The 20390-nt window shown below is 70.9% G+C and carries 23 protein-coding genes; 9 read left to right on the top strand and 14 right to left on the bottom strand.

Annotated elements, in window-relative coordinates; genetic code table 11:
- From ACGFI7_RS26885 to ACGFI7_RS26860, 6 genes are all read right to left on the bottom strand, one after another.
- Complete coding sequence (locus tag ACGFI7_RS26885; protein WP_393409364.1) at positions 1-1008, bottom strand: ATP-binding protein; 1008 nt, start codon at positions 1006-1008, stop codon at positions 1-3.
- Complete coding sequence (locus tag ACGFI7_RS26880) at positions 996-1397, bottom strand: ATP-binding protein (protein ID WP_393409363.1); 402 nt, start codon at positions 1395-1397, stop codon at positions 996-998. The genes ACGFI7_RS26885 and ACGFI7_RS26880 overlap by 13 nt, the downstream gene beginning before the upstream one ends.
- Positions 1394-1765 carry an STAS domain-containing protein gene (locus ACGFI7_RS26875; protein ID WP_393409362.1) on the bottom strand — a complete coding sequence of 124 codons (372 nt, stop codon included), beginning with the start codon at positions 1763-1765 and terminating at the stop codon, positions 1394-1396. Before ACGFI7_RS26875 ends, ACGFI7_RS26880 begins: the two co-directional genes overlap by 4 nt.
- Positions 1765-2601 carry an STAS domain-containing protein gene (locus ACGFI7_RS26870; protein WP_393409361.1) on the bottom strand — a complete coding sequence of 279 codons (837 nt, stop codon included), beginning with the start codon at positions 2599-2601 and terminating at the stop codon, positions 1765-1767. Before ACGFI7_RS26870 ends, ACGFI7_RS26875 begins: the two co-directional genes overlap by 1 nt.
- A gap of 195 nt (positions 2602-2796) precedes the next feature.
- Positions 2797-3801: a LacI family DNA-binding transcriptional regulator gene (locus ACGFI7_RS26865; protein ID WP_393409360.1), complete on the bottom strand. Its 1005-nt coding sequence runs from the start codon at positions 3799-3801 to the stop codon at positions 2797-2799.
- 187 nt (positions 3802-3988) lie between these two features.
- Positions 3989-4570 (bottom strand): TetR/AcrR family transcriptional regulator, encoded by a 582-nt coding sequence (locus tag ACGFI7_RS26860; protein WP_393409359.1) that lies wholly within the window; start codon positions 4568-4570, stop codon positions 3989-3991.
- A 138-nt stretch (positions 4571-4708) separates the two neighbouring features.
- Here ACGFI7_RS26860 and ACGFI7_RS26855 point away from each other — a divergent pair, with 138 nt between their 5' ends.
- Positions 4709-6241: an MDR family MFS transporter gene (locus ACGFI7_RS26855; RefSeq protein WP_393409573.1), complete on the top strand. Its 1533-nt coding sequence runs from the start codon at positions 4709-4711 to the stop codon at positions 6239-6241.
- Positions 6242-6268: 27 nt separating this feature from the next.
- On the opposite strand, the gene ACGFI7_RS26850 is transcribed toward ACGFI7_RS26855, so the two are convergent.
- Genes ACGFI7_RS26850 through ACGFI7_RS26825 form a run of 6 tightly spaced genes read right to left on the bottom strand, consistent with a single transcriptional unit; the run spans position 6269 to position 12263 of the window.
- Complete coding sequence (locus tag ACGFI7_RS26850) at positions 6269-8047, bottom strand: ABC transporter substrate-binding protein (RefSeq protein ID WP_393409358.1); 1779 nt, start codon at positions 8045-8047, stop codon at positions 6269-6271.
- Between the two features lie 14 nt (positions 8048-8061).
- Positions 8062-8337 carry a DUF2160 domain-containing protein gene (locus tag ACGFI7_RS26845; RefSeq protein WP_393409357.1) on the bottom strand — a complete coding sequence of 92 codons (276 nt, stop codon included), beginning with the start codon at positions 8335-8337 and terminating at the stop codon, positions 8062-8064.
- A 3-nt stretch (positions 8338-8340) separates the two neighbouring features.
- On the bottom strand, positions 8341-9138 hold the full coding sequence (locus tag ACGFI7_RS26840) for a carbohydrate ABC transporter permease (protein ID WP_393409572.1): 798 nt from the start codon (positions 9136-9138) through the stop codon (positions 8341-8343).
- A gap of 14 nt (positions 9139-9152) precedes the next feature.
- On the bottom strand, positions 9153-10088 hold the full coding sequence (locus ACGFI7_RS26835) for a carbohydrate ABC transporter permease (RefSeq protein ID WP_393409356.1): 936 nt from the start codon (positions 10086-10088) through the stop codon (positions 9153-9155).
- Positions 10085-11179: an ABC transporter ATP-binding protein gene (locus tag ACGFI7_RS26830; RefSeq protein ID WP_393409355.1), complete on the bottom strand. Its 1095-nt coding sequence runs from the start codon at positions 11177-11179 to the stop codon at positions 10085-10087. Before ACGFI7_RS26830 ends, ACGFI7_RS26835 begins: the two co-directional genes overlap by 4 nt.
- Entirely contained in the window at positions 11172-12263 is a 1092-nt protein-coding gene (locus ACGFI7_RS26825; RefSeq protein ID WP_393409354.1) for an ABC transporter ATP-binding protein, read from the bottom strand. Before ACGFI7_RS26825 ends, ACGFI7_RS26830 begins: the two co-directional genes overlap by 8 nt.
- A gap of 230 nt (positions 12264-12493) precedes the next feature.
- Here ACGFI7_RS26825 and ACGFI7_RS26820 point away from each other — a divergent pair, with 230 nt between their 5' ends.
- The 8 genes from ACGFI7_RS26820 (at position 12494) to ACGFI7_RS26785 (ending at position 18663) form a co-directional block, all read left to right on the top strand.
- Entirely contained in the window at positions 12494-12697 is a 204-nt protein-coding gene (locus ACGFI7_RS26820; protein ID WP_393409353.1) for a hypothetical protein, read from the top strand.
- A 102-nt stretch (positions 12698-12799) separates the two neighbouring features.
- A complete protein-coding gene (locus tag ACGFI7_RS26815) occupies positions 12800-12925 on the top strand; it encodes a hypothetical protein (protein ID WP_393409352.1) in 126 nt (41 codons plus the stop codon).
- Positions 12926-13534, top strand: a complete 609-nt coding sequence (locus ACGFI7_RS26810; RefSeq protein WP_393409351.1) for a TIGR00645 family protein — start codon at positions 12926-12928, stop codon at positions 13532-13534.
- A complete protein-coding gene (locus ACGFI7_RS26805) occupies positions 13531-13830 on the top strand; it encodes a hypothetical protein (RefSeq protein WP_393409349.1) in 300 nt (99 codons plus the stop codon). Before ACGFI7_RS26810 ends, ACGFI7_RS26805 begins: the two co-directional genes overlap by 4 nt.
- A 69-nt stretch (positions 13831-13899) precedes the next feature.
- Positions 13900-14265, top strand: coding sequence for a VOC family protein (locus ACGFI7_RS26800; protein WP_393409348.1), 366 nt, complete (start codon positions 13900-13902; stop codon positions 14263-14265).
- 168 nt (positions 14266-14433) lie between these two features.
- Positions 14434-16131 carry an endo-1,4-beta-xylanase gene (locus ACGFI7_RS26795; protein WP_393409347.1) on the top strand — a complete coding sequence of 566 codons (1698 nt, stop codon included), beginning with the start codon at positions 14434-14436 and terminating at the stop codon, positions 16129-16131.
- 130 nt (positions 16132-16261) lie between these two features.
- Complete coding sequence (locus ACGFI7_RS26790; protein ID WP_393409345.1) at positions 16262-17398, top strand: alanine racemase; 1137 nt, start codon at positions 16262-16264, stop codon at positions 17396-17398.
- A gap of 50 nt (positions 17399-17448) precedes the next feature.
- On the top strand, positions 17449-18663 hold the full coding sequence (locus ACGFI7_RS26785; RefSeq protein ID WP_393409344.1) for an IucA/IucC family C-terminal-domain containing protein: 1215 nt from the start codon (positions 17449-17451) through the stop codon (positions 18661-18663).
- Here ACGFI7_RS26785 and ACGFI7_RS26780 read toward each other — a convergent pair whose 3' ends face one another.
- Entirely contained in the window at positions 18664-19890 is a 1227-nt protein-coding gene (locus ACGFI7_RS26780) for a serine hydrolase domain-containing protein (protein ID WP_393409343.1), read from the bottom strand.
- 43 nt (positions 19891-19933) lie between these two features.
- Entirely contained in the window at positions 19934-20389 is a 456-nt protein-coding gene (gene aroQ / locus ACGFI7_RS26775; RefSeq protein WP_393409342.1) for a type II 3-dehydroquinate dehydratase, read from the bottom strand.
- Between the last annotated feature and the right edge of the window lies 1 nt (position 20390).

Raw genomic sequence — 20390 nt, 5'->3', positions numbered from 1 at the left:
TCACGGCCTCACGATCACGACGCAGGCGTCGTCCCTGCGGCTGCCCGCCTCACGCAGCACTCCTGCGGCGATCACCGCGGGGGACCGGGAGAACAGGCCGGGCAGGAGAGCGGGGGACCACCGGTCGGTGAGCCCGTCGGAGTGGAGCACGATCGTCGCGTGTTCGTCCAGTTCGTAGTCGTACTGCTGGAACCGCCGCCCCTGGTGGCCGGTGATGCCGGGGACCGACACCATGCCCTGGCGGCGGTCGGCGTAGGCGATCCAGCCGGCGATGTTGCCCAGCCCGGCGTAGGTCACCTTGTCCGGGGTGATCCGCGCGATGGCGACCGCCCCGCCGCGGGTGCGGTTCAGCCCGCGGTGCAGTCGTCCCAAGATGGCCAGCGGCTCGTCGTCGGGAGCGATCATGAAGAGCTCGACGGCCTCCCGGGAGGCGAGCGCCGCCGCCGGGCCGTGGCCCAGCCCGTCGCACACCAGGACGCTGGTGACCGGCCCGTCGATCGAGATGGCGAACGCGTCGCCCGAGACGGTCTCCTCCCCGATGGGACGGACCAGGCCGGTGGCCGGCGGCAGGGTGATCTGCCGCTCGGCGGCGAAGTGGGCGGACAGCAGCGTGCCCTTGCCGGGCAGGGAGTGCACGTCGTACGAGGACGCGATGCGGGTGATCGCGCCCAGCCCGATGCCGAGCGTGCCCGAGGTGGAGTAGCCGTCGCGCATCGCCCGCGCCACGTCCGGCATGCCCGGCCCCCGGTCCAGCGTGATGAGCTCGACCACGCCGGGCAGGCCTGGGCAGGGCCGCACCAGGGCCATCCCCTCCACGGCGTGCTTGACCAGGTTGGAGACGGCCTCGGTGACCGCGACGGCCACCTGGCCGACCCGTTCGGCGTCGAACCCGGCCTCCTCGGCGAGCTCCACGGCGCTCCTGCGCACCGCGCCGACGGAGCTGGGCTCCTCGGCCCGGGTCCACACGCCGTCGCGGACCTCGCCGGCCCGGTGCACTACCTGGCCCATTTCGTCACGGTCACCGTCGTGCCCTTGCCGGTCGCCGAGGTCACGTCGAACTCGTCGACCAGCCGCCGGGACCCGCCCAGCCCGAGCCCGAGGCCGCCCGCCGTGGTGTAGCCGTCGGTCAGCGCCCGATCCAGGTCGGGGATGCCGGGACCGTCGTCGCTGAAGCTCAGCCGCAGGCCGCGCCGCCGGCCGTCGTCGACGATCGCGATGTCCACCGCGCCTCCGCCGGCGTGGATCAGCGCGTTGCGGGCCAGTTCGCTGGCCGCCGTCACGACCTTCGTCTGGTCGATCAGCGACAGGCCCGCCTCGACCGCGACGACGCGCACCTGCTGGCGCACCATCACGAGATCCGCGTTGCCGGCGATGGCCAGCCGGGCGCTCTTGGTCATCGGGGCGCGCCCCGGCTGTCGAGGTGGTCCAGCAGGGCCACGCCCTTCTCCAGGTTGAGCGCGGTGCGCACGCCGCCCAGCGACAGGCCGAGCTCGACCAGGGTGATGGCCACCGCCGGCCGCATGCCGACGACCACGGTCTCGGCGTCGAGCATCCGGCACATGCCGGCGATGGTGGCGAACATCCGGCCGATGAACGAGTCGATGATCTCCACTGCCGAGATGTCGATGATGACGCCCCGCGCGCCCGTGGCGACGACCCGGTCCGCGAGATCCTCCTGCAGGGCCAGCACGCTCTGGTCGTCCAGGTCGAGCTGGATGGAGATGATGAGGATGTCGCCGAGTTTGAGGATCGGAACGCGCTCCATCACGATTCCTCGGCGCGGACCGCGATCCGTGTCGTGCGACCCTCGTTGACCTCGATGCCGCTGCGTCGCAGGGCGTACGCGAGCGCGTCGGCCAAGGTGGCCTTGGTGACGATGTCGCCGAACTCGATGCCGAGCGTGACGATGGTGTACGCGATCTGCGGGCTGATGCCGGAGATCACGCACTCCGCGCCCATGAGCCGCGCGGCGACCACGGTCTTGAGCAGGTGCTGGGCCACCTGGGTGTCCACGGCGGGGACCCCGGTGATGTCGATGACGGCGTGCTCGGACCCGGTGTCGACCAAAATCTGCAGCAGCTTCTCCATCACGACCTGGGTCCTGGCCGAGTCGAGCGTGCCGACCAGGGGCACCGCCACGATGCCCTCCCACAGCTTGACCACCGGCGTGGACAGCTCCAGGAGCTGCTCGGCCTGGTCCATGATGACCTTCTCGCGTGCGGTCGAGTAGGTCTCGATCGTGTAGAGGCCGAGATCGTCGATGAGGCGGGAGAACCAGATGAATCCACGCAGCGCCTCGGCGCCGCCGTCGGCCTCCACGGCCTCGTACAGGGCCTCCTTGAGCCCGTAGACCGCCCTGGCGGTGTCGGAGGGGGTGTGGCCTTGGCGGGCGCGGCTGCGCGACAGCTCGGCCAGCAGGCCGCGCACGTCGGTCAGGTCGTTCGCCTCCTGTGCCAGAGCGGTGCGCAAGGCCTGGTAGAGCTCCCGCAACTCGTCGATCGGGGCCTTGGCGATGGTGCTCCAGCGGCGCAGGATCTGCTCTTCGGACGTGCTCAGCAGTTCCTCGATGCGCTGCCTGGAAGCGTCAGCGTGGACGGTCAAAATTGGACTCCTGAAGGTACGTATAACAGCACTGCCGGGCAGGGTAGCGGGCAGAATGCCCGGCGGATGGCGGATGCACATTTCATCCCCAACCCGTGCCGTACCGACAATAACCGATGACGGACACCGCACCGCATACCGCCATATTTCGTGACCCAGAAAGGGGAAAGCCTGGCCTGGTGCCGACGGTGCGTCCTAGGGCGCCGCGGCGGTCGTCCGCCGTGGCACCAGCGTGGGCGTGATGGAGATGCGCGCCGACGCCGTCCGGCCGCCGATCCGCTCCAGCAGCAGCCGGCCCGCCGTCCGGCCCAGGGTACGGCCCGACTGGTCGACGCTGGTCAGCGCGATGTGCGCCAGCCCGGCCGGCCAGCTGTTGTCGTAGCCGGCGACCGAGACGTCGCCCGGCACGTCGAGCCCCGACTCGCGGAGCGCGGCCAGCGCGCCGATCGCCGCCAGATCCGCCCCCGCGAAGATCGCCGTGGGCGGCTCCGGCCTGCTGAGCAGCTCGGCGACCCCCTGGTGGCCGCCTTCCTCCGTGTACGAGGTCCGCACGACGTCCACGTGGGCGCCGAGTCCCAGCCGGATCATGGCCCGCTCGTACGCGTCCGCGCGGAGGGCGGCGGATCCGCCTTCCGCGGCGTCGCGGGGCGCGAGGTGCGCGATGCGGCGGTGACCCAGGGCGGCCAGGTGCTCGACCACGAGGCCGGCGCCCACCTCGTCGTCGCCGACCACCGTGTCGTAATGCGGTGAGCGGTCGTGGCGGCCGAGCACCACCAGGGGCACGGCCCCGGCGACGGCCTCCAGCTCGGCCCGCGGGCCGAGCGGGGCGACCAGCACCACCCCGCCCACCGACTGGTCGACGAGCGCGTGCACGGCCCGCGGCTCACCCGCCGGGCCGCCGCAGACCTGGCTGATCACCACCTCGTAGCCGGAGTCGCCGGTCTCCGCCATGACCCCGTCGATCAGGTCGGGGAAGAACGGGTCGCGCAGGCCGGGCAGGAGCACGCCGAGCGTGGAGGCGTGGCCGCGCAGCGCGCGGGCCGCCACGTGCGGCCGATAGCCCAGCTCGTCGATGGCCGCCAGCACCCGGGAGCGCATGGCGGGGCTGACCCCGTAGGCGCCGCGCAGCACCTTGGACACCGCAGACGTGGACACCTGCGCGTGCCGCGCCACGTCCGCGATCGTCACCCTGGCGGTCATCCGGCCTCCCCGTAGAACGAACCACACACGGGATGCCGCGTTTCCCCCGGACAGCCCGCCGACCGCACCCTACCAACCGGTAACGTTCCACGAAATTTGCTCTTTTGTAGAGCTACTTGTCTGGAGTCGTTCGAAAAAACATGCAAAAAGAGTTACAAATTCGCGGGCATCGGATTTCGAGGTTGTGTCAGGCGAAGGGCCTGGCCACCTCGTCCAGGATCTCGTTGCCGACCTCCACCAGGGAGCGCGCCTCCTCCTCCTCGATCCACTGGAAGGTCGCCAGGCGCATCGCGCCGAGGAAGGCCGCCGCCATCACCCGCGGCCGCACCGGGGCGACCCGGTCGGAGATGGCCTGGGCCAGCTCCCGCTCCAGGGCGGCGTGATTGGCGAGCTGGCGGGCCAGCAACGCCGGGTGCTTCTTGGCCAGCCGGATGCGGATCGCCCATTCGCGGTCGGGGGTGCCCAGCTCCTCGTACAGCTGGGTGATGGTGGCCCGCAGGGCCTGCCAGGCGGTGTGGCCGGCGGGCTGCTCCCGCACCCGGTCCACGAGCTGGCGGAAGCGCTGCTCCTCCCCGTACAGGAGGGCGTCTTCCTTGCCGGCGAAGTAGTTGGAGAAGGTGCGGCGGGAGATGTTGGCGGCGTCGGCGATGGCCTCGACGGTCACGCCGTCGAAGCCATGCTCGACGACGAGCCGCAGCGCCGCCTCGTGCACGGCCTGACGGGTCTCGGCCTTCTTGCGCTCGCGCAGCCCGAGCGTCGTGGTGTCCATCTTGTGGCCACTCTACCCCGTGGGAATAAATGCCCAATGCGCAAACTTTCACATTGGGAAGTATGATGTCCCCTATTTCCCCCTAGATCCAGATGGAGGTTGCGCGTGAGCGCATCCACAGAGGCGCCTGCTGAACCGATGACCCATCGGCAGGTGCTGGAAGCCCTCAGCGGGCTGTTGCTCGTCCTGTTCGTGGCCATGATCAGCGGCACGATCGTGTCGGTCGCGCTGCCCCAGATCATCGGCGCGCTGGAGGGCACCCAGTCCCAGTACACCTGGGTCGTCACCGCCTCGCTGCTCGCCGCCACCGCCTCCACCCCGATCTGGGGACGGCTCGCCGATCTCTTCAGCAAGAAACTGCTGCTGCAGATTTCCATCACGATCTTCATGGTGAGCTCGCTGGCCTGCGGCCTCGCCCAGAACACCGAGCAGCTCATCGCCTTCCGCGCCCTGCAGGGGCTCGGCATGGGCGCGCTGCAGATCCTGGTGCAGGTGATCATCGCCGCGATGATCAGCCCCAAGGAGCGCGGCCGCTACAACGGCTACCTCGGCGGCGTCATGGCCGTCGCGACCGTCGGCGGGCCGCTGCTCGGCGGGCTCATCGCCGACACCTCGTGGCTCGGCTGGCGGTGGTGCTTCTTCATCGCCGTGCCGTTCACCGCCATCTCCCTCGTGCTGCTGCAGAAGACGCTGCACGTCGTCACCGTGCGCCGCGGCGACGTCAAGATCGACTACCTGGGTGCGACGCTCATCGCGGCCGGCGTGAGCGTGCTGCTCATCTGGGTCACCTTCGTCGGCAACTCCTTCGCCTGGCTGTCGTGGCAGACCGCGGCCATGGCCGGCGGCGGCGCCGTCATCCTGGCGCTCGCCACCTGGGTCGAGACCAGGGCCGCCCAGCCGGTGGTGCCGCTGCACGTCATCCGCAGGCGCACCCCCGCCCTGGCCATCCTGGCCAGCCTGGCGGTCGGCATGGCCATGTTCGGCGGCTCGGTCTTCCTCGGCCAGTACTTCCAGATCGGCCGCGGCTACACCCCGACCGAGGCGGGCCTGCTCACCATCCCGATGATGGCCGGCGTGCTGGTCTCCTCCACGATCAGCGGCCGCATGGTGTCCAGGAGCGGCAAGATCAAGCCGTACATCGTGACCGGCTCGATCGTGCTCACCCTCGGATTCCTGGTGCTGTCGACGATGGACCACCAGACCTCACTCGTCGTCATCGGCGCGGCCATGGTGCTGGTCGGCGTGGGCGTCGGCATGTCGATGCAGAACCTGGTGCTGGCCATCCAGAACACCGTCCCGCTGCGCGAACTGGGCGCGGCGAGCGGCGCCGTCACCTTCTTCCGCTCCCTCGGCGGCACCATCGGCGTCTCGGTCCTCGGCGCCGTCCTGGCCAACCAGGTCGCCGCCGACATCAGGCAGGGGCTGGACAAGGCGGGCATCCCGGCCTCCGCGAGCGGCGGCGCGGGCACCCTCGACATCGCCGCGCTGCCGGAGCCGATCCAGGTGATCGTCCGCAGCGCGTACGGCGACGCGACCGGGCACATCTTCCTCATCTCGGCCGGGCTCGCGGTGGTCGGCGTCATCGCCACGCTGTTCTTCAAGCCCGTCACCCTCCGCGACACCCTGGACCTGCCGGACCCGGCCGCGAAGGAGCCGGTGTCCGCCGGCTGAGCCCTCGGGCCGGGTGCGGGGTTCGCGTCAGTCGGCCTTCTTCCAGCGGGCGACCAGCTCGTCGTAGTCCAGCGTCTCCGGCTTGCCGCGCTCGTCCGCCAGCTTCGCCACCGGCGCGCCTGGCTGGCCGAGCCAGTACTGGGCGTCCCGCTCCTGGTTCAGCTTGGGCGCGCAGGCGCCGCCGGACCCGCGGCGCTCCAGCCGCGACAGGATGTCGTCCTGCTGCTTGGCCAGGTTGTCCATGGACTGCTGCGGGGTGGTCTCACCCGTGACGGCGGTGGCCACGTTCTGCCACCACAGCTGCGCCAGCCGCGGGTAGTCCGGCACGTTCGTCCCGGTCGGCGTCCACTGCACGCGGGCCGGGCCACGGTAGAACTCGATCAGGCCGCCGTACTTCTCGGCGTTCTGCGCGAAGTAGTCGCTGCGGATGTCGGAGTCGCGGATGAACGTCAGGCCGACGATCGACTTCTTCAGCGACACCGTCTTCGAGGTGACGAACTGCGCGTACAGCCAGGCCGCCGCGCGCCGGTCGGCCGGGGTGCTCTTCAGCAGGGTCCACGAGCCGGCGTCCTGGTAGCCGAGCTTGTGGCCGTCCTTCCAGTACGCGCCGTGCGGGCTGGGCGCCATCCGCCACTTCGGGGTGCCGTCCTCGTTCACCACCGGCAGGCCGGGCTTGGTCATGTCGGCGGTGAACGCCGTGTACCAGAAGATCTGCTGGGCGATGTTGCCCTGCGCGGGCACCGGGCCCGACTCGCTGAAGTTCATGCCCGCCGCCTCGCGCGGGGCGTACTTCTTCAGCCAGTCGACGTACTTGGTGAGCGCGTACACGGCGGCGGGCCCGTTGGTGTCACCGCCGCGGGTGACGGACGAGCCGACCGGGCGGCAGTTCTCCACCCGGATGCCCCAGTCGTCCACCGGCAGGCCGTTCGGGATGCCCGGGTCGCCGTTGCCCGCCATCGACAGCCACGCGTCGGTGAACCGCCACCCCAGCGACGGGTCCTTGCGCCCGTAGTCCATGTGGCCGTAGACCTTCTTGCCGTCGACGGTGCCGTCGCCGTTGACCTTGGTGGTGAAGAACTCGGCGATGTCCTCGTACGCGGCCCAGTTGACCGGCACGCCCAGCTCGTAGCCGTACGCGTCGCTGAACTGCTTCTTGATCTTCGGGTCGGTGAACCAGTCGTAGCGGAACCAGTAGAGGTTCGCGAACTGCTGGTCGGGGAGCTGGTAGATCTTCTTGTCCGGGCCGGTGGTGAAGCTGATCCCGATGAAGTCCTCCAGGTCCAGCGTGGGGGAGGTGACCGCCTTGCCCTCGCCGGCGATGTAGTCCGACAGCGGCAGCACGTAGTCGCCGCGCGAGTGGGTGCCGATCAGGTCGGAGTCGTTGACGTAGGCGTCGTAGATGTTCTGGCCGCCCTGGATCTGCGTCTGCAGCTTCTCGATCACGTCGCCCTCCTGGATCAGGTCGTGCTTGAGCCTGATCCCGGTGATCTCGGAGAACGCCTTGGCGAGCTGCTGCGACTCGTACTCGTGAGTGGTGATCGTCTCCGACACCACGTTGATCTCCATGCCGCGGTACGGGGCGGCGGCCTTCATGAACCAGTCCATCTCGGCGAGCTGCTGCTCCTTGGACAGCGTGCTCGGGGTGAACTCGGTGGACACCCACCGCTGGGCGGCCGCCTTGGCGTCGGCCTCCCTGAACTCGCCGCCGCCTCCCGAGCCGCCGCCCTGGGAGCAGCCGGAAACCAGCAGGACGAGCACGGCCGCGCAGATCGTGCTCCTGTGGGGGATCTTCCTGTCGAACGGCATCGCCGCCTCCTTCGTCAGCCCCATATCCCGATCGCCAGCACCACCAGGAACGCCACCGCCAGCGCCAGCCACATGGACAGGTCAGTGACGGCGATCCACCCGGCGAGCACGGCGGCCGCGCTGATCAGACCGATGTACAGCCGGTCCCCCCGATCGGTCTCGATGCGCAAGAACCCCCGCCGCGACACCGGCGGCGAGATCCTCGCCCAGACCGCCATCGCGCACAGCAGCAGGCCCAGGCCGGCGAACACGGCCGCGGTGGGCCCGGTCCACACCATCCACTCCAACATCGGCTACACCCTCCCCAGGCTGAAGCCCTTGGCGATGTAGTTGCGGACGAACCAGATCACGATCGCCCCCGGCACGATCGTGAGCACCCCGGCCGCCGCGAGCAGCCCCCAGTCGACGCCCGCCGCGCTCACCGTCCGGGTCATGGTGGCCGCGATCGGCTTGGCGTTCACCGACGTGATCGTGCGCGCGATGAGCAGCTCGACCCAGCTGAACATGAAGCAGAAGAACAGCGTGACGCCGATCGCCGACCGGATCATCGGCAGGAAGATCCTGACGAAGAACCGGGGCAGCGAGTAGCCGTCGATGGCGGCCGTCTCGTCGATCTCGCGCGGGATCCCGGACATGAAGCCCTCCAGGATCCACACCGCCAGCGGCACGTTGAACAGCATGTGCGCGATGGCCACGCCCAGGTGCGTGTCGAACAGCCCGACCGCCTGGTAGATCTGGAAGAACGGCAGCAGGAACACCGCGGGCGGCGCCATCCGGTTCGTCAGCAGCCAGAAGAACAGGTGCTTGTCCCCGGCGAACCTGAACCTGGAGAACGCGTACGCCGCCGGCAGCGCGATGATCAGCGACATCACCGCGTTCATGGACGTGTAGACGATCGAGTTGAGATAGCTGGAGTACCACACCGGGTTGGTGAAGAACGTGACGTAGTTGTCGAACGTCACCCGCTCGGGAAGGAGCCGGAAGCTGCCCAGGATGTCCTCGTTCGGGCGGATCGACATGCCGAACATCCAGAGCAGCGGCAGCAGCAGCGTGATCCCGTACAACCAGAACACCGTCCGCGCCCAGGGCAGCCGCCGCACCGTGCTCACCTCCCGGTCCTGGTCAGCACGGTGAAGAACACGTAGCAGACGATCTGCACGGCCAGGAAGTACAGCAGCGAGAACGCCCCCGCCGGCCCCAGGTCGAACTGGCCCACGGCGATCTTCGACAGCAGGATGCTGAGGAACGAGGTCGCGTTCCCCGGCCCGCCTCCGGTCACCACGAACGGCTCGGTGTAGATCATGAAGCTGTCCATGAACCGCAGCAGGATCGCGATCGTCAGCACCCCGCGCAGCCGGGGCAGCTGGATGTGCCGGAAGGTCGCCCACGCCGACGCGCCGTCGATCTGCGCCGCCTGGAAGTACGGGTCCGGGATCGACCGCAGCCCGGCGTAGGCCAGCAGCGCCACCAGCGGCGTCCAGTGCCACACGTCCATGACGAGCACGGTGATCCACGCGTCGGTGGCGTCCAGCGTGTAGTTGTAGTTGAGGCCGAGCACGTTGTTGACCGCCCAGCCGCCGAGCCCGATGTCCGGACGGGCGAAGATCTGCCAGATCGTGCCCACCACGTTCCACGGGATCAGCAGCGGCAGCGCGACCAGCACCAGGGCCACCGGCACGCCGAGGCCGCGGCGCGGCATCACCACCGCCAGCGCCACCCCCAGCGGGATCTCCAGCAGCAGCACCTGCCCCGAGAACAGCAGCGTGCGCACGAACGCGGCCCGCACCTCGGGGTCGCGCGCCACCGACCGGAACCACTCCAGGCCGACGAAGATCCGGTCGTTCGGGCTGAAGATGTCCTGCACCGAGTAGTTCACGACCGTCATCAGCGGGATGACCGCGGTGAACGCGACCGACACCACCACCGGCAGCACCAGGAGCCAGGCCCGGTTGGTGCGCCGCTTGGTCTCCGGCCGGCTCTCGGACCGGTCCTCGGCCGGCGGCTCCGCCTGCTGGGACGGGGGAGTGGCGGTAGCGGTCACGGCTCGGCCCTCCCCGGCAGCGGCTCGACCACCCCGCACCGGACCGCGTCCCTGAACAGGAACGCGCGGCCCTCCGCGAAGTGCAGGAACTCCGTCGCGCCCGGCCGCGGGACGGCCGCCGCGTCCGTCCTGGCGACCAGCGTGTGCCCGTTCACCCGCGCGTGCACCAGGTCGTACGCGCCCATCCGGTCGATCTCGGTCACCCGGGCGGCGATCCCGGGCAGCGCCTCCTCGCCGGTGATCCGCACGAACTCCGGCCGCACGCCCACCCGCACCGGCCCCGGCGGCAGGTCGCCGGACGCCCGCCCGACCGCCGAGTCGCCCACCCACACCAGCCCGTTGACCACCGCCCCGTCCAGCATGTTCATCCCGGGCGAGCCGATGAAGTGGCCGACGAACTCGTGCGCCGGCGCCAGGAACAGCTCGCCCGGCTCGCCGGCCTGCACGATCTCGCCCTCGTTGAGCACCACCACCTCGTCGGCGAACGTCAGCGCCTCCGTCTGGTCGTGGGTGACGTAGACCAGCGTGTGCCCGGTGTCGCGGTGGATCTCCTTGAGTTTGCTCCGCAGCGTCCACTTCATGGCCGGGTCGACCACCGTCAGCGGCTCGTCCAGCAGCACCGCGGCCACCTCGGGGCGGACCAGGCCGCGCCCCAGCGCCACGATCTGCTGGCGGCCCGCGTCCAGCCGCCGCGACCGGCGGCGCAGGTGCTCGTCCAGCCCGAGCAGGTCCGACACGCGGCGCACCCGCCGGTCCACCTCCTGCTTCGGGTACCCGCGGTTGCGCAGCGGGAAGGCCAGGTTGTCGTAGACCGACATCTGCTCGTACAGGACGGGGAACTGGAAGACCTGCGCGATGTTCCGCCCGGCGGGCGGGATCCCGGTCACCTCGCGGTCGTCGAACCAGATCCGGCCGCGCGTCGGCGTCAGCAGCCCGGAGACGATGTTCAGCAGCGTCGTCTTCCCGCAGCCGCTCGGCCCGAGCAGCGCGTAGGCCCGGCCGGTCCGCCACGTCCACGTCATCGGCTTCAGCGCCCACGTGCGGCCGCCGTCGTAGCTGTGCGCCACGTCCTCCAGGCGGATCTCAGCCATGCGCCTCGACCTCCGCGTCCGGCGCGACGCTCAGCCGCCCGCCGTCCTCGCCGAACACGAACACCCGCGCCGGGTCCACCGCCGCCACCGCCGGCTCTCCCGGCTCGTACGGGTGCGTGCCCGGTAAGTGCGCCACCAGGTGCGTGCCGCCCTCCAGCAGCAGGTGCACGAACGTGGCGCTGCCCGTCACCTCCGCCAGCCTGATCTCGGCCGGGAACTCCAGCATGCCGGGACCGGCCCGGTCGAGGCTCACCTGGTGCGGCCGGACCGCCACCACCACCCGCCGGCCGTCCCCGCCCACGCCGGGGGCCCGGAACGAGGCGCCCAGGCACGCGATCCGGCCGTGGCGGGCGATGCCAGGCAGCAGGTTCAGCGGCGGGTCGCTGAGCGTCGCCGCCACCTCCAGCGTCGGCGGCTCGGCGTACATGCGCGCCGGGTCGCCCTGGTGCCGGATCCGGCCCGCGCCCAGCACCACCGTCGGCGCGGCGAAGGACAGCGCCTCGTTCGGGTCCGCGGTCGCGTACAGCACCACACCGGGGGAGTCCCTGAACATCCGCTTGAGGTCGGCGCGCAGCTGCTCGCGCAGCTTGAAGTCCAGGTTGGCGAGCGGCTCGTCGAGCAGCAGCACGTCCACCGGGCGGGCCAGCGCCCTGGCGATCGCGGTGCGCTGCTGCTGGCCGCCCGACAGCTCGCCGGGGCGGCGGCCGAGCAGGTCGCCGATGCCCATCAGCCCGGCCACCTCCCGCACCCGCCGGTCCACCTCGCCTCTGGGGAAGTCCGCGGCCAGGCGGAGCGGGGAGGCGATGTTCTCGTACACGGTCAGCGACGGGTAGTTGATGAACTGCTGGTAGACGAAGGCCACCGACCGCTTGCGGACGGACACCCCGGTGACGTCCACGCCGTCGACCAGCACCCGCCCGGCGTCCGGCGGCTGCAGCCCGGCCACCACCCGCATCAGCGTGGTCTTCCCCGCGGTCATCGGCCCGAGGAGCGTCGTCATGCCGCCGGATGACTCCAGGCGGATGTCGTCGAGCCAGACCTCCCCACGCCGGCGTACGCGGACGCCATCGATGACCAGCGCCACTGTGCCCGGTCCTTCCCGGAACAGGTGTCAGTTACCGCGACGATCGAGACTTTGCACTTCCAGTTAACATGATCCACAACCTCGTGCAAAGGCCGGATTTTGCGGTGTGAAGCGGGATTTATCCGGCGCGAAGATGAGAATCCCTGAGCGTTCCTTGTACACAGAGTTACTTTGTGATTACGGTGGGTAACAACCCCGGGGTGATCCGAATACCTGCTCAAGGAGGGCACATGTCCACCACCTCCCGCCTGCTGGCGGTTACCGCCTTCACCGCCGCCGGGCTGCTCGCCGCGGCCCCGGCGCACGCCGTCGTCGACCCGGTCGCACTCTCGTTCTGCCTGGCCGAGAGCGCCACGAGCGTGACCGCTCTGGTCGACCCGACCGCACCCGGCATCCCGGCCGAGATTCCCGCCGTCGCCTGCCTGGCTCCCTGACACCTTCCCCCAGGCCGGTGGCAAGGGCGGCGCGGCCCCCAGCCGCGCCGCCCGCCGGACCCCCTTCCGCGAACCCCTTACTCACCAACCGAAGGAGCTGAGATGTCCACCCGAGCCCTGGCCATCGCCCTCGCCGCGGCGGCGCTGGTCCTGCCGCCCGTCATCGGCGAAGAACCCCTCGCCCATCTGGAGGCCGTGATCCAGCACGTGAACATCCTCACGTCCTAGATGCACCCCCAGTTGCGCACCCTGGCCCCCGCCCGCGGGCGGGCCGCCAGCCGGCTCGGCTACGTCATGTTCCTCAGCCGCTGGATCCAGGCGCCGCTCTATTTCGGCCTCATCGCCGCCCAGGTGGTCTACGTGTGGCGGTTCATGGCCGAGCTGGTGCACCTCGTCGAGCTGGGATTCACCGGCCACCCGCCGGAGACCACCGTCATGCTCATCGTCCTCGGCCTGGTCGACGTGGTGATGATCTCCAACCTGCTGATCATGGTGATCGTCGGCGGTTACGAGACGTTCGTCTCCCGGCTGCGCATCGAGGGCCACCCGGATCAGCCTCAGTGGCTCTCCCACGTCAACGCCAACGTGCTCAAGGTCAAGCTGGCGATGGCCATCATCGGCATCTCCTCCATCCACCTCCTGCAGATCTTCATCAACGCGGCCAGGCCGGCCGTCACTGACAGGGAGCTCCTTTGGAAGACACTGATCCACCTGACCTTCATCCTCTCGGCGGTGGCGCTCGCGCTGATCGACCGGATCATGCAGAGCAGCCGCGACCGCGCCGAGCAGTCGGCGGGGCCCGCGGGGGCCTCGTCGTCGCGGGTGTCGGCGGCGTGATCGCCGGGCTGTTGTGCACGGCCGGCCCCGCCCACGCCGCGCCGCCCCCGGCCGCGGCCCAGGCGCCCGCACCCGCCCCCGAAGCCGCCGAACCCGCCGAACCCGCCGAGCCGGCGGAGCCCGCCGAGAGTGCCAAGCCCGCGTCGTCGCTGATCGGCAACGTGATCATCTTCAACGACGAGATCGTCGAGCCGGTCTCGGCGCCGATCAGCACCTGCGGGCCGGCGCTGAAACTGTTGAGCACCGGCTCCAGCACCTGCGCCGACGCCTCCAGGGTGTCCGACGACGACGCTTGACCGGCGTCCTCCGGACCGTGCCCGCCCCTCATCTCCCCCAGCGGGGGCGGGCACGTCATCATGGGGTCCATGGCCGCTTTCAAGCTCTCCGCCACCGTCCTCGACGCCCCCGACGCCCGTGAGCTGGCCGCGTTCTACCGTCGCCTGCTCGGCTGGCGGATCGACGACGACGAGCCCGACTGGGTGACCCTGCGGGCTCCCGGCGGCGCCGGGCTGGCCTTCCAGACCGAGGACGACTACGTCCGCCCCACCTGGCCCGCGGGTGACGGCGACCAGCGGATGATGATGCACCTCGACATCGAGGTGGACGACCTCGACGCCGCCGGCGCCGCCGCCGTGGAGGCGGGCGCGACGCTCGCCGGGCACCAGCCGCAGGACGACGTGCGCGTGTATCTCGATCCCGCTGGTCACCCGTTCTGTCTCTGGGTGCGATGAAAGTTTCACAAAATCGCCGATAATTTTAGGTCGCCACCTGCTTTAACGGTGGCGCGCCAGTCCGGGCATTGACCCTGTCTCCGGCCTGTCCCTACCGTCCCGGCAGGGATCCCGAAGCCGCCGAAAGCTTTCGGGACCAGATTGGCGCCCTTCCGGAGGTAGGTGCTCGTGCTTTCGTCAACGCTCATCAGACCCGGCACCCGGCCCAGGACGCTCGCGGCAGCGGCCCTGCTCGGGCTGCTCGCCGTGTTCCTCCTGCCGGCCGGCCACGCCGACGCCTCGGCGCCGCTGCGCCAGCACGCCGCCGCGCGCGGCAAGTTCATCGGCACCGCGCTCGCCACCGGACAGCTGTCGAACGAGACCCAGTACCGGAACATCGCGGCGACCGAGTTCAACCAGGTCACCGCCGAGAACGCGATGAAGTGGGACGCCACCGAGCCCAGCCAGGGCCAGTTCAACTTCTCCGGCGCCGACGCCATCGTCAACTTCGCCACCCAGAACAACCAGCAGGTGCACGGCCACACCCTCGTCTGGCACAACCAGACCCCCGGCTGGGTGCAGGGCCTCGGCGCCACCGCCATGCGCTCGGCCATGCAGAACCACATCAGCCAGGTCGTCGGCCGCTACGCCGACAACCCCGCCGTCGTCTCCTGGGACGTGGTGAACGAGGTCTTCGAGGAGAACGGCAACCTGCGCACGTCGTTCTGGTACAACACGCTCGGCCAGAGCTACATCGCCGACGCCTTCCGCTACGCGCGCGCCGCCGACCCCAACGCCCGGCTGTGCATCAACGACTACAACGTCGAGGGCATCAACGCCAAGAGCACCGCCATGTACAACCTGGTGGCGTCGCTCCGCCAGCAGAACGTGCCCGTCGACTGCGTCGGCTTCCAGAGCCACCTGGCGATCCAGTACGGCTTCCCGACCTCGCTCCAGCAGAACCTGGAGCGCTTCGCCGCCCTCGGCGTCCAGGTCCGCATCACCGAGGTTGACATCCGCATGCAGACGCCGCGCACCTCCAGCAAGGACGCCACCCAGGCGACCTACTACCGCGACGTCGTCCAGGCCTGCATGAACGTGAACGCCTGCGCGGGCGTCACCATCTGGGGCTTCACCGACAGGTACTCCTGGGTGCCCGACACCTTCCCCGGCGAGGGCGCCGCGCTCATCTACGACGAGAACTACCAGCAGAAGCCGTCCTACACCGCCGTGCACGACGCGCTCGACGACGGCGGCGACCCCACCGACACCACGCCGCCCACCGCCCCCGGCACCCCGGCCGCCTCCAACGTCACGGCGAACTCCGCCACGCTGACCTGGTCGGCCTCCACCGACTCCGGCGGCAGCGGCCTGGCCGGCTACACCGTCTACCGCGAGCAGGGCAGCACCGACCCGCAACTCGGCCAGTCGTCCACCAACTCGATCACCCTGACCGGGCTGTCCCCGAGCACCCAGTACCAGGTGTACGTGCGAGCCCGCGACGGCGCCGGCAACCTGTCCACCCCGTCCAGCACGGTCACCTTCACCACCACCGAAGGCGACGGCGGCCCCGAGGGTCCGTGCACCGCCGCCGGCACCGTGCAGACCCAGTGGGGCAACGGCTACGTCATCCAGCCCGTCACCGTGACCAACACCGGGTCGTCCGCGATCAACGGCTGGACCGTTACCTTCACCCTGCCCGCCGGCCACAGCATCACCGGCTCCTGGAACGCCGCCTTCACCACCAGCGGCCAGACCGTCACGGCCAAGAACATGAACTACAACGGCAACCTCGGCCCGAACGCCGGCACCTCGTTCGGCTTCCAGGTCAGCCGCCCCAACGGCAACACCCAGACCGTGTCCGGCTACACCTGCGCCTCCCCGTGACCCACCGTCCCGTCTGACCCTCGCGGGGTGCGGCCCACCGGCCGCACCCCGCGCTTCTCCAGGTGCCCCACCAGGCCAGAGGTGATCTCTCTCCCGTACCGTTCGCATACGGAGACGAGAGGGGGAGCCGATGGTGACGGAGCCCGTGCGGGCGGAGGCGCTGCGGCTGGCCGGGAGCGGGGAGCTGCCCGCCTACGTGTACGACCTGGAGGCCCTGCGCGGGCACGCCGCCCGCGTACGCGCGGCGACGGCCGGGACGGCGGAGCTCTACTACGCGGTCAAGGCCAACCCGGCAGCCGAGATCCTGCGCGCGCTCGACCCGTACGTGGACGGCTTCGAGGTCGCCTCCGGCGGCGAGCTGGCCCACGTGCGCGAGGTCGTCCCCGGACGGCCGGTCGCGTTCAGCGGCCCCGGCAAGACCGACGAGGAGCTGGCAGTCGCGCTCACCCCGCCCGTGCACCGGCTGCACGTGGAGAGCCCCCGCGAGCTGGCCCGCCTGATCGCCCGGGGCGCCCCGGTGGACGTGCTGCTGCGCGCCAACCCGGACCTGCCCGGCGAGGACACCCGGCAGGCCGCCGCCAGCCCGTTCGGCATGGATCCGGACGGCCTCGCCGCCTGCCTGCCGCTGCTGGCCGACGCCCCGCACATCCGGGTGCGCGGCCTGCACGCCCACCTGACCTGGGCCCGGCACGACGCGCCCGCCATGGCCGCCCTGGCCCGCCGCGTGACCGACTGGGCGCTGCCCTGGCTCCGCGAGCACCTGCCCGGCCTCGACGACCCGGAGCTGGACCTCGGCGGCGGCATGGGCGTCGACTACGGGGCGCCGGACCGGGTGTTCGACTGGCCGGCGTACGCCGCCGCGCTGCCCGCGACCGAGGCGCGGCTGCGGGTCGAGCCGGGCCGGTCGCTCACCGCCTACCACGGCTGGTACGTCACCGACGTGCTCGACGTCAAGCGCAACCACGGCCGCGACTACGCCGTGCTGCGCGGCGGCACCCACCATCTGCGCACCCCCGTCGCCCGCGGCCACGACCAGCCGTTCGTCGTCGTGCCCCGGGCGGGCGGCGGCGGCCCCGCCCTCACCGGCCCCGCCACCCTGGTCGGCCAGCTCTGCACCCCGAGGGACGTGCTGGCCCGCGACGTCCCGGTGACGGAGCTGCGGCCGGGCGACCTGGTGGTGTTCGAGCTGGCCGGGGCGTACGCGTGGAACCTGTCCCACCACGACTTCCTGATGCACCCGCGGCCCCGATTCCGCTACCTCGACTGAGACGCTCCCATGTCGGGTATCTACCGGCTTTCGACGAGGAACGGGTGCGAATGATCCTTGATGACGGGCAGGACCCGCTGCGCGTGTGGCAGTACGCCGAGCGCTACCTGGGGGCGGGCACCCGGGCCTACAGCCGGTTCTCGCAGGACCTGGAGATCTCCGAGCCGTACCATCCGCAGCTCGGCCTCGAACGGTTCGCGGTGCCGACCTTCCGGGTGCCGCCCGGCCGGGGCGCCTTCCTGCGCAACGCGCTGGAGTCGGCGACGGTCAAGCACTACCAGGGCGGCGACGGGTTCCTGCTGCCGGTCCACCCCGAGACGCTCGCCTTCCCCGGCCTGCCTGACCTGGACGTGCTGACCGAGCGGGGGCCCGATCTGACCGTGGTGCCGTCGGCCAACGCGCGCACCGTGTTCGTCGAGCGGATCGGCGGCGAGCCGGTGGAGCCGCACTTCGTCAAGCTCCACTACCCGCGGCGGCTGTCGCGCTTCACCCGGCGGCTGCGCCGGCCGATCATCTCGGTGCAGCTGTGGGTGGCCGAGGAGCTGTCGGCGGCCGGGCTGCCGGTCCTCCCGGAGGTCGCCGCCGGGGTCCTGGGCGCCGACCCGGCGGAGTCCTGGGGCTTCCTCGTCCGCGAGACCCGCCCCCGGGGGCCGGCGGCGGCCACGCCGCGGTTCACGGTGCCGCTGTTCGCGCTCTACGGGCAGGACGTGCGCCGGCCGGACGACCCGCCGCTGGTGGCGCAGCTCGCGGCCCGCAGCGGGGAGGACCCCGCCGGGTGGCTGGCCGGCCGGGTGATCGCCCCCATGGTGCGCCTCTGGCTGGAGGCCGTCTCCGCCACCGGCTGCGTGCCCGAGCCGCACGGCCAGAACACCCTGGTCGCCTTCGACCCCGACGGCCGCCGCACCGCGATCCTCTACCGCGACTGCGGCGTCTACGTCGACCCCGCCACCCGGGCCGATCTCGGCCTGACCCGCGACCTGCCCCCGGTCAACGTCATCTCCCGCGACATCCGGCAGCCGCGCGAGCGCGTCTTCAGCCTCACCTACGACAGCTTCATGGGCCATCACGCCCTGGAACGCCTCGCCCGGGTCGCCGCGGACACCCTCGGCGTGGACCCCGAGCACCTGCGCCGGGCCGCGCGGGAGGCGTTCGCCGCCGGTCCGGACGTCGAGCTGCCGCCCACCGTCCACTACTACGAGGATCGCCTCCAGGACAACGGCCGCTGGGACCTCGTCGACACCGGCGAGGCCCCGGCCTGGCGCTAGCTACAGCAGTGCCTGGTAGACCAGCTGCCGCAGCCTGCTCCTGATCGGGTGGGTGTCCGACGGGAGGAGCTGGGTCATGAAGACGACCGTCAGCTCCTCCGCCGGGTCCACCCAGAACGCGGTGCTCGCCGCCCCGCCCCAGCTGAACTCGCCCTCCGAGCTCAGCGTCCGGTGCCGGGCGGCGTCCTGCACCACCGCGAACCCGAGCCCGAACCCGATCCCCGAGTACGGCACCTCGGCGAACACCGGCCGCCCGAAGTCCTCCAGGTCGGCCCCGCCCGGCAGGTGGTTGCGCGTCATGTAGCGGACCGTGCGCGGGCCCAGCAGCCGCACCCCGTCCAGCTCGCCGCCGCGCAGCAGCGACTGGGTGAAGCGGTGGTAGTCGCCCGCCGTCGAGATCAGCCCGCCGCCGCCCGACAGGAACGACGGCCGCCGCAGCTCCGAGCCCCGCGTGTCCATGGGCACGGCCCTGCGGTGGCCGTCGGCCGTGTAGAGCGTGGCCATCCGCCCCGCCCGCTCCTCGTCGATCCAGAACCCGGTGTCGTCCATGCCCAGCGGCCCGAAGATCCGCTCGCTCAGGAACGCGTCCAGCGGCCGGCCCGACACCACCTCGACCAGCCGGCCGAGCACGTCGGTGGCCACCGAGTAGTTCCACTGCGTGCCCGGCTCGAACAGCAGCGGCAGCTCCGCCCACCGGTCGGTCACCTCGGCCAGGCTCATCCCGCGCGGCGTGCCCCGGTCGAACCCGGCCCGCCGGTAGATCTCGTCCACCACGCTCACGTGCTGGAACCCGTACACCATGCCGGAGGTGTGGGTGAGCAGGTGCCACACCCGCATCGGCTCCGTCGTCGGCCGGGTGACGGGGGAGAAGGCCGGGCCCTTCTCGTACACGCGCAGGTCCGCGAACGCCGGGAGGTAGCGGCTGACCGGGTCGGTCAGCTCCAGCAGCCCCTCCTCGTACAGCATCATCACCGCGACCGAGGTGATCGGCTTGGACATCGAGTAGATCCGGAACAGCGTATCCGTCTCCACCGGCGCCCCCGACGCGACGTCGCGCGACCCGTACGCGGACAGGTGGGCGATCTCGCCGCGCCGGCTGACCAGCACCAGCCAGCCGGGCAGCCGCCCGTCGTCCACGTACGGGGCGAAATGGGCGTCGATCCGCCGGAGGCGGGCGGGGTCGAGGCCGACGTCCTCCGGGTCGCAGGTCACCTTCAGCTCGCCCACCGCGCCTCCTCGAAAGCCCGGAACAACAATCTAGAACCGGATTCTAGACTGGGCGCGCCGCGTTGTGCAGCCCCCTGATCGCGAGCACGTACCCGTACACCCCGAAACCGACCACGATCCCGCTCGCCACCGGCGACACGTAGGAGTGGTGCCGGAACGGCTCGCGGCGGTGCACGTTCGAGATGTGCAGCTCGATCAGCGGCAGCTCCACGCCCTCGATCGCGTCGTGCAACGCGACCGAGGTGTGCGTGTAGGCGCCGGGGTTGAGCACCGCGCCGATCGCCTGACCGGCCTTCACCGCGGCGCCCGCCTCCTGGATCCAGTCGATCAGCTGGCCCTCGTGGTTGGACTGCCCGAAGACCAGCTCCAGGCCGAGCGCCTCGGCCTCCTCGCGGCACATCGCCTCGACGTCGGACAGGGTCGTGGTCCCGTACACCTCCGGCTTGCGGGTGCCGAGCAGGTTGAGGTTCGGGCCGTTGAACACGTAGACGGAAGTCATC

It is taken from the genome of Nonomuraea sp. NPDC048826 (genome assembly GCF_043198225.1).
GTDB lineage: Bacteria > Actinomycetota > Actinomycetes > Streptosporangiales > Streptosporangiaceae > Nonomuraea.
Note: the sequence above shows the minus strand (reverse complement) of the source record. Positions and strands in the feature narration are given on the sequence as shown.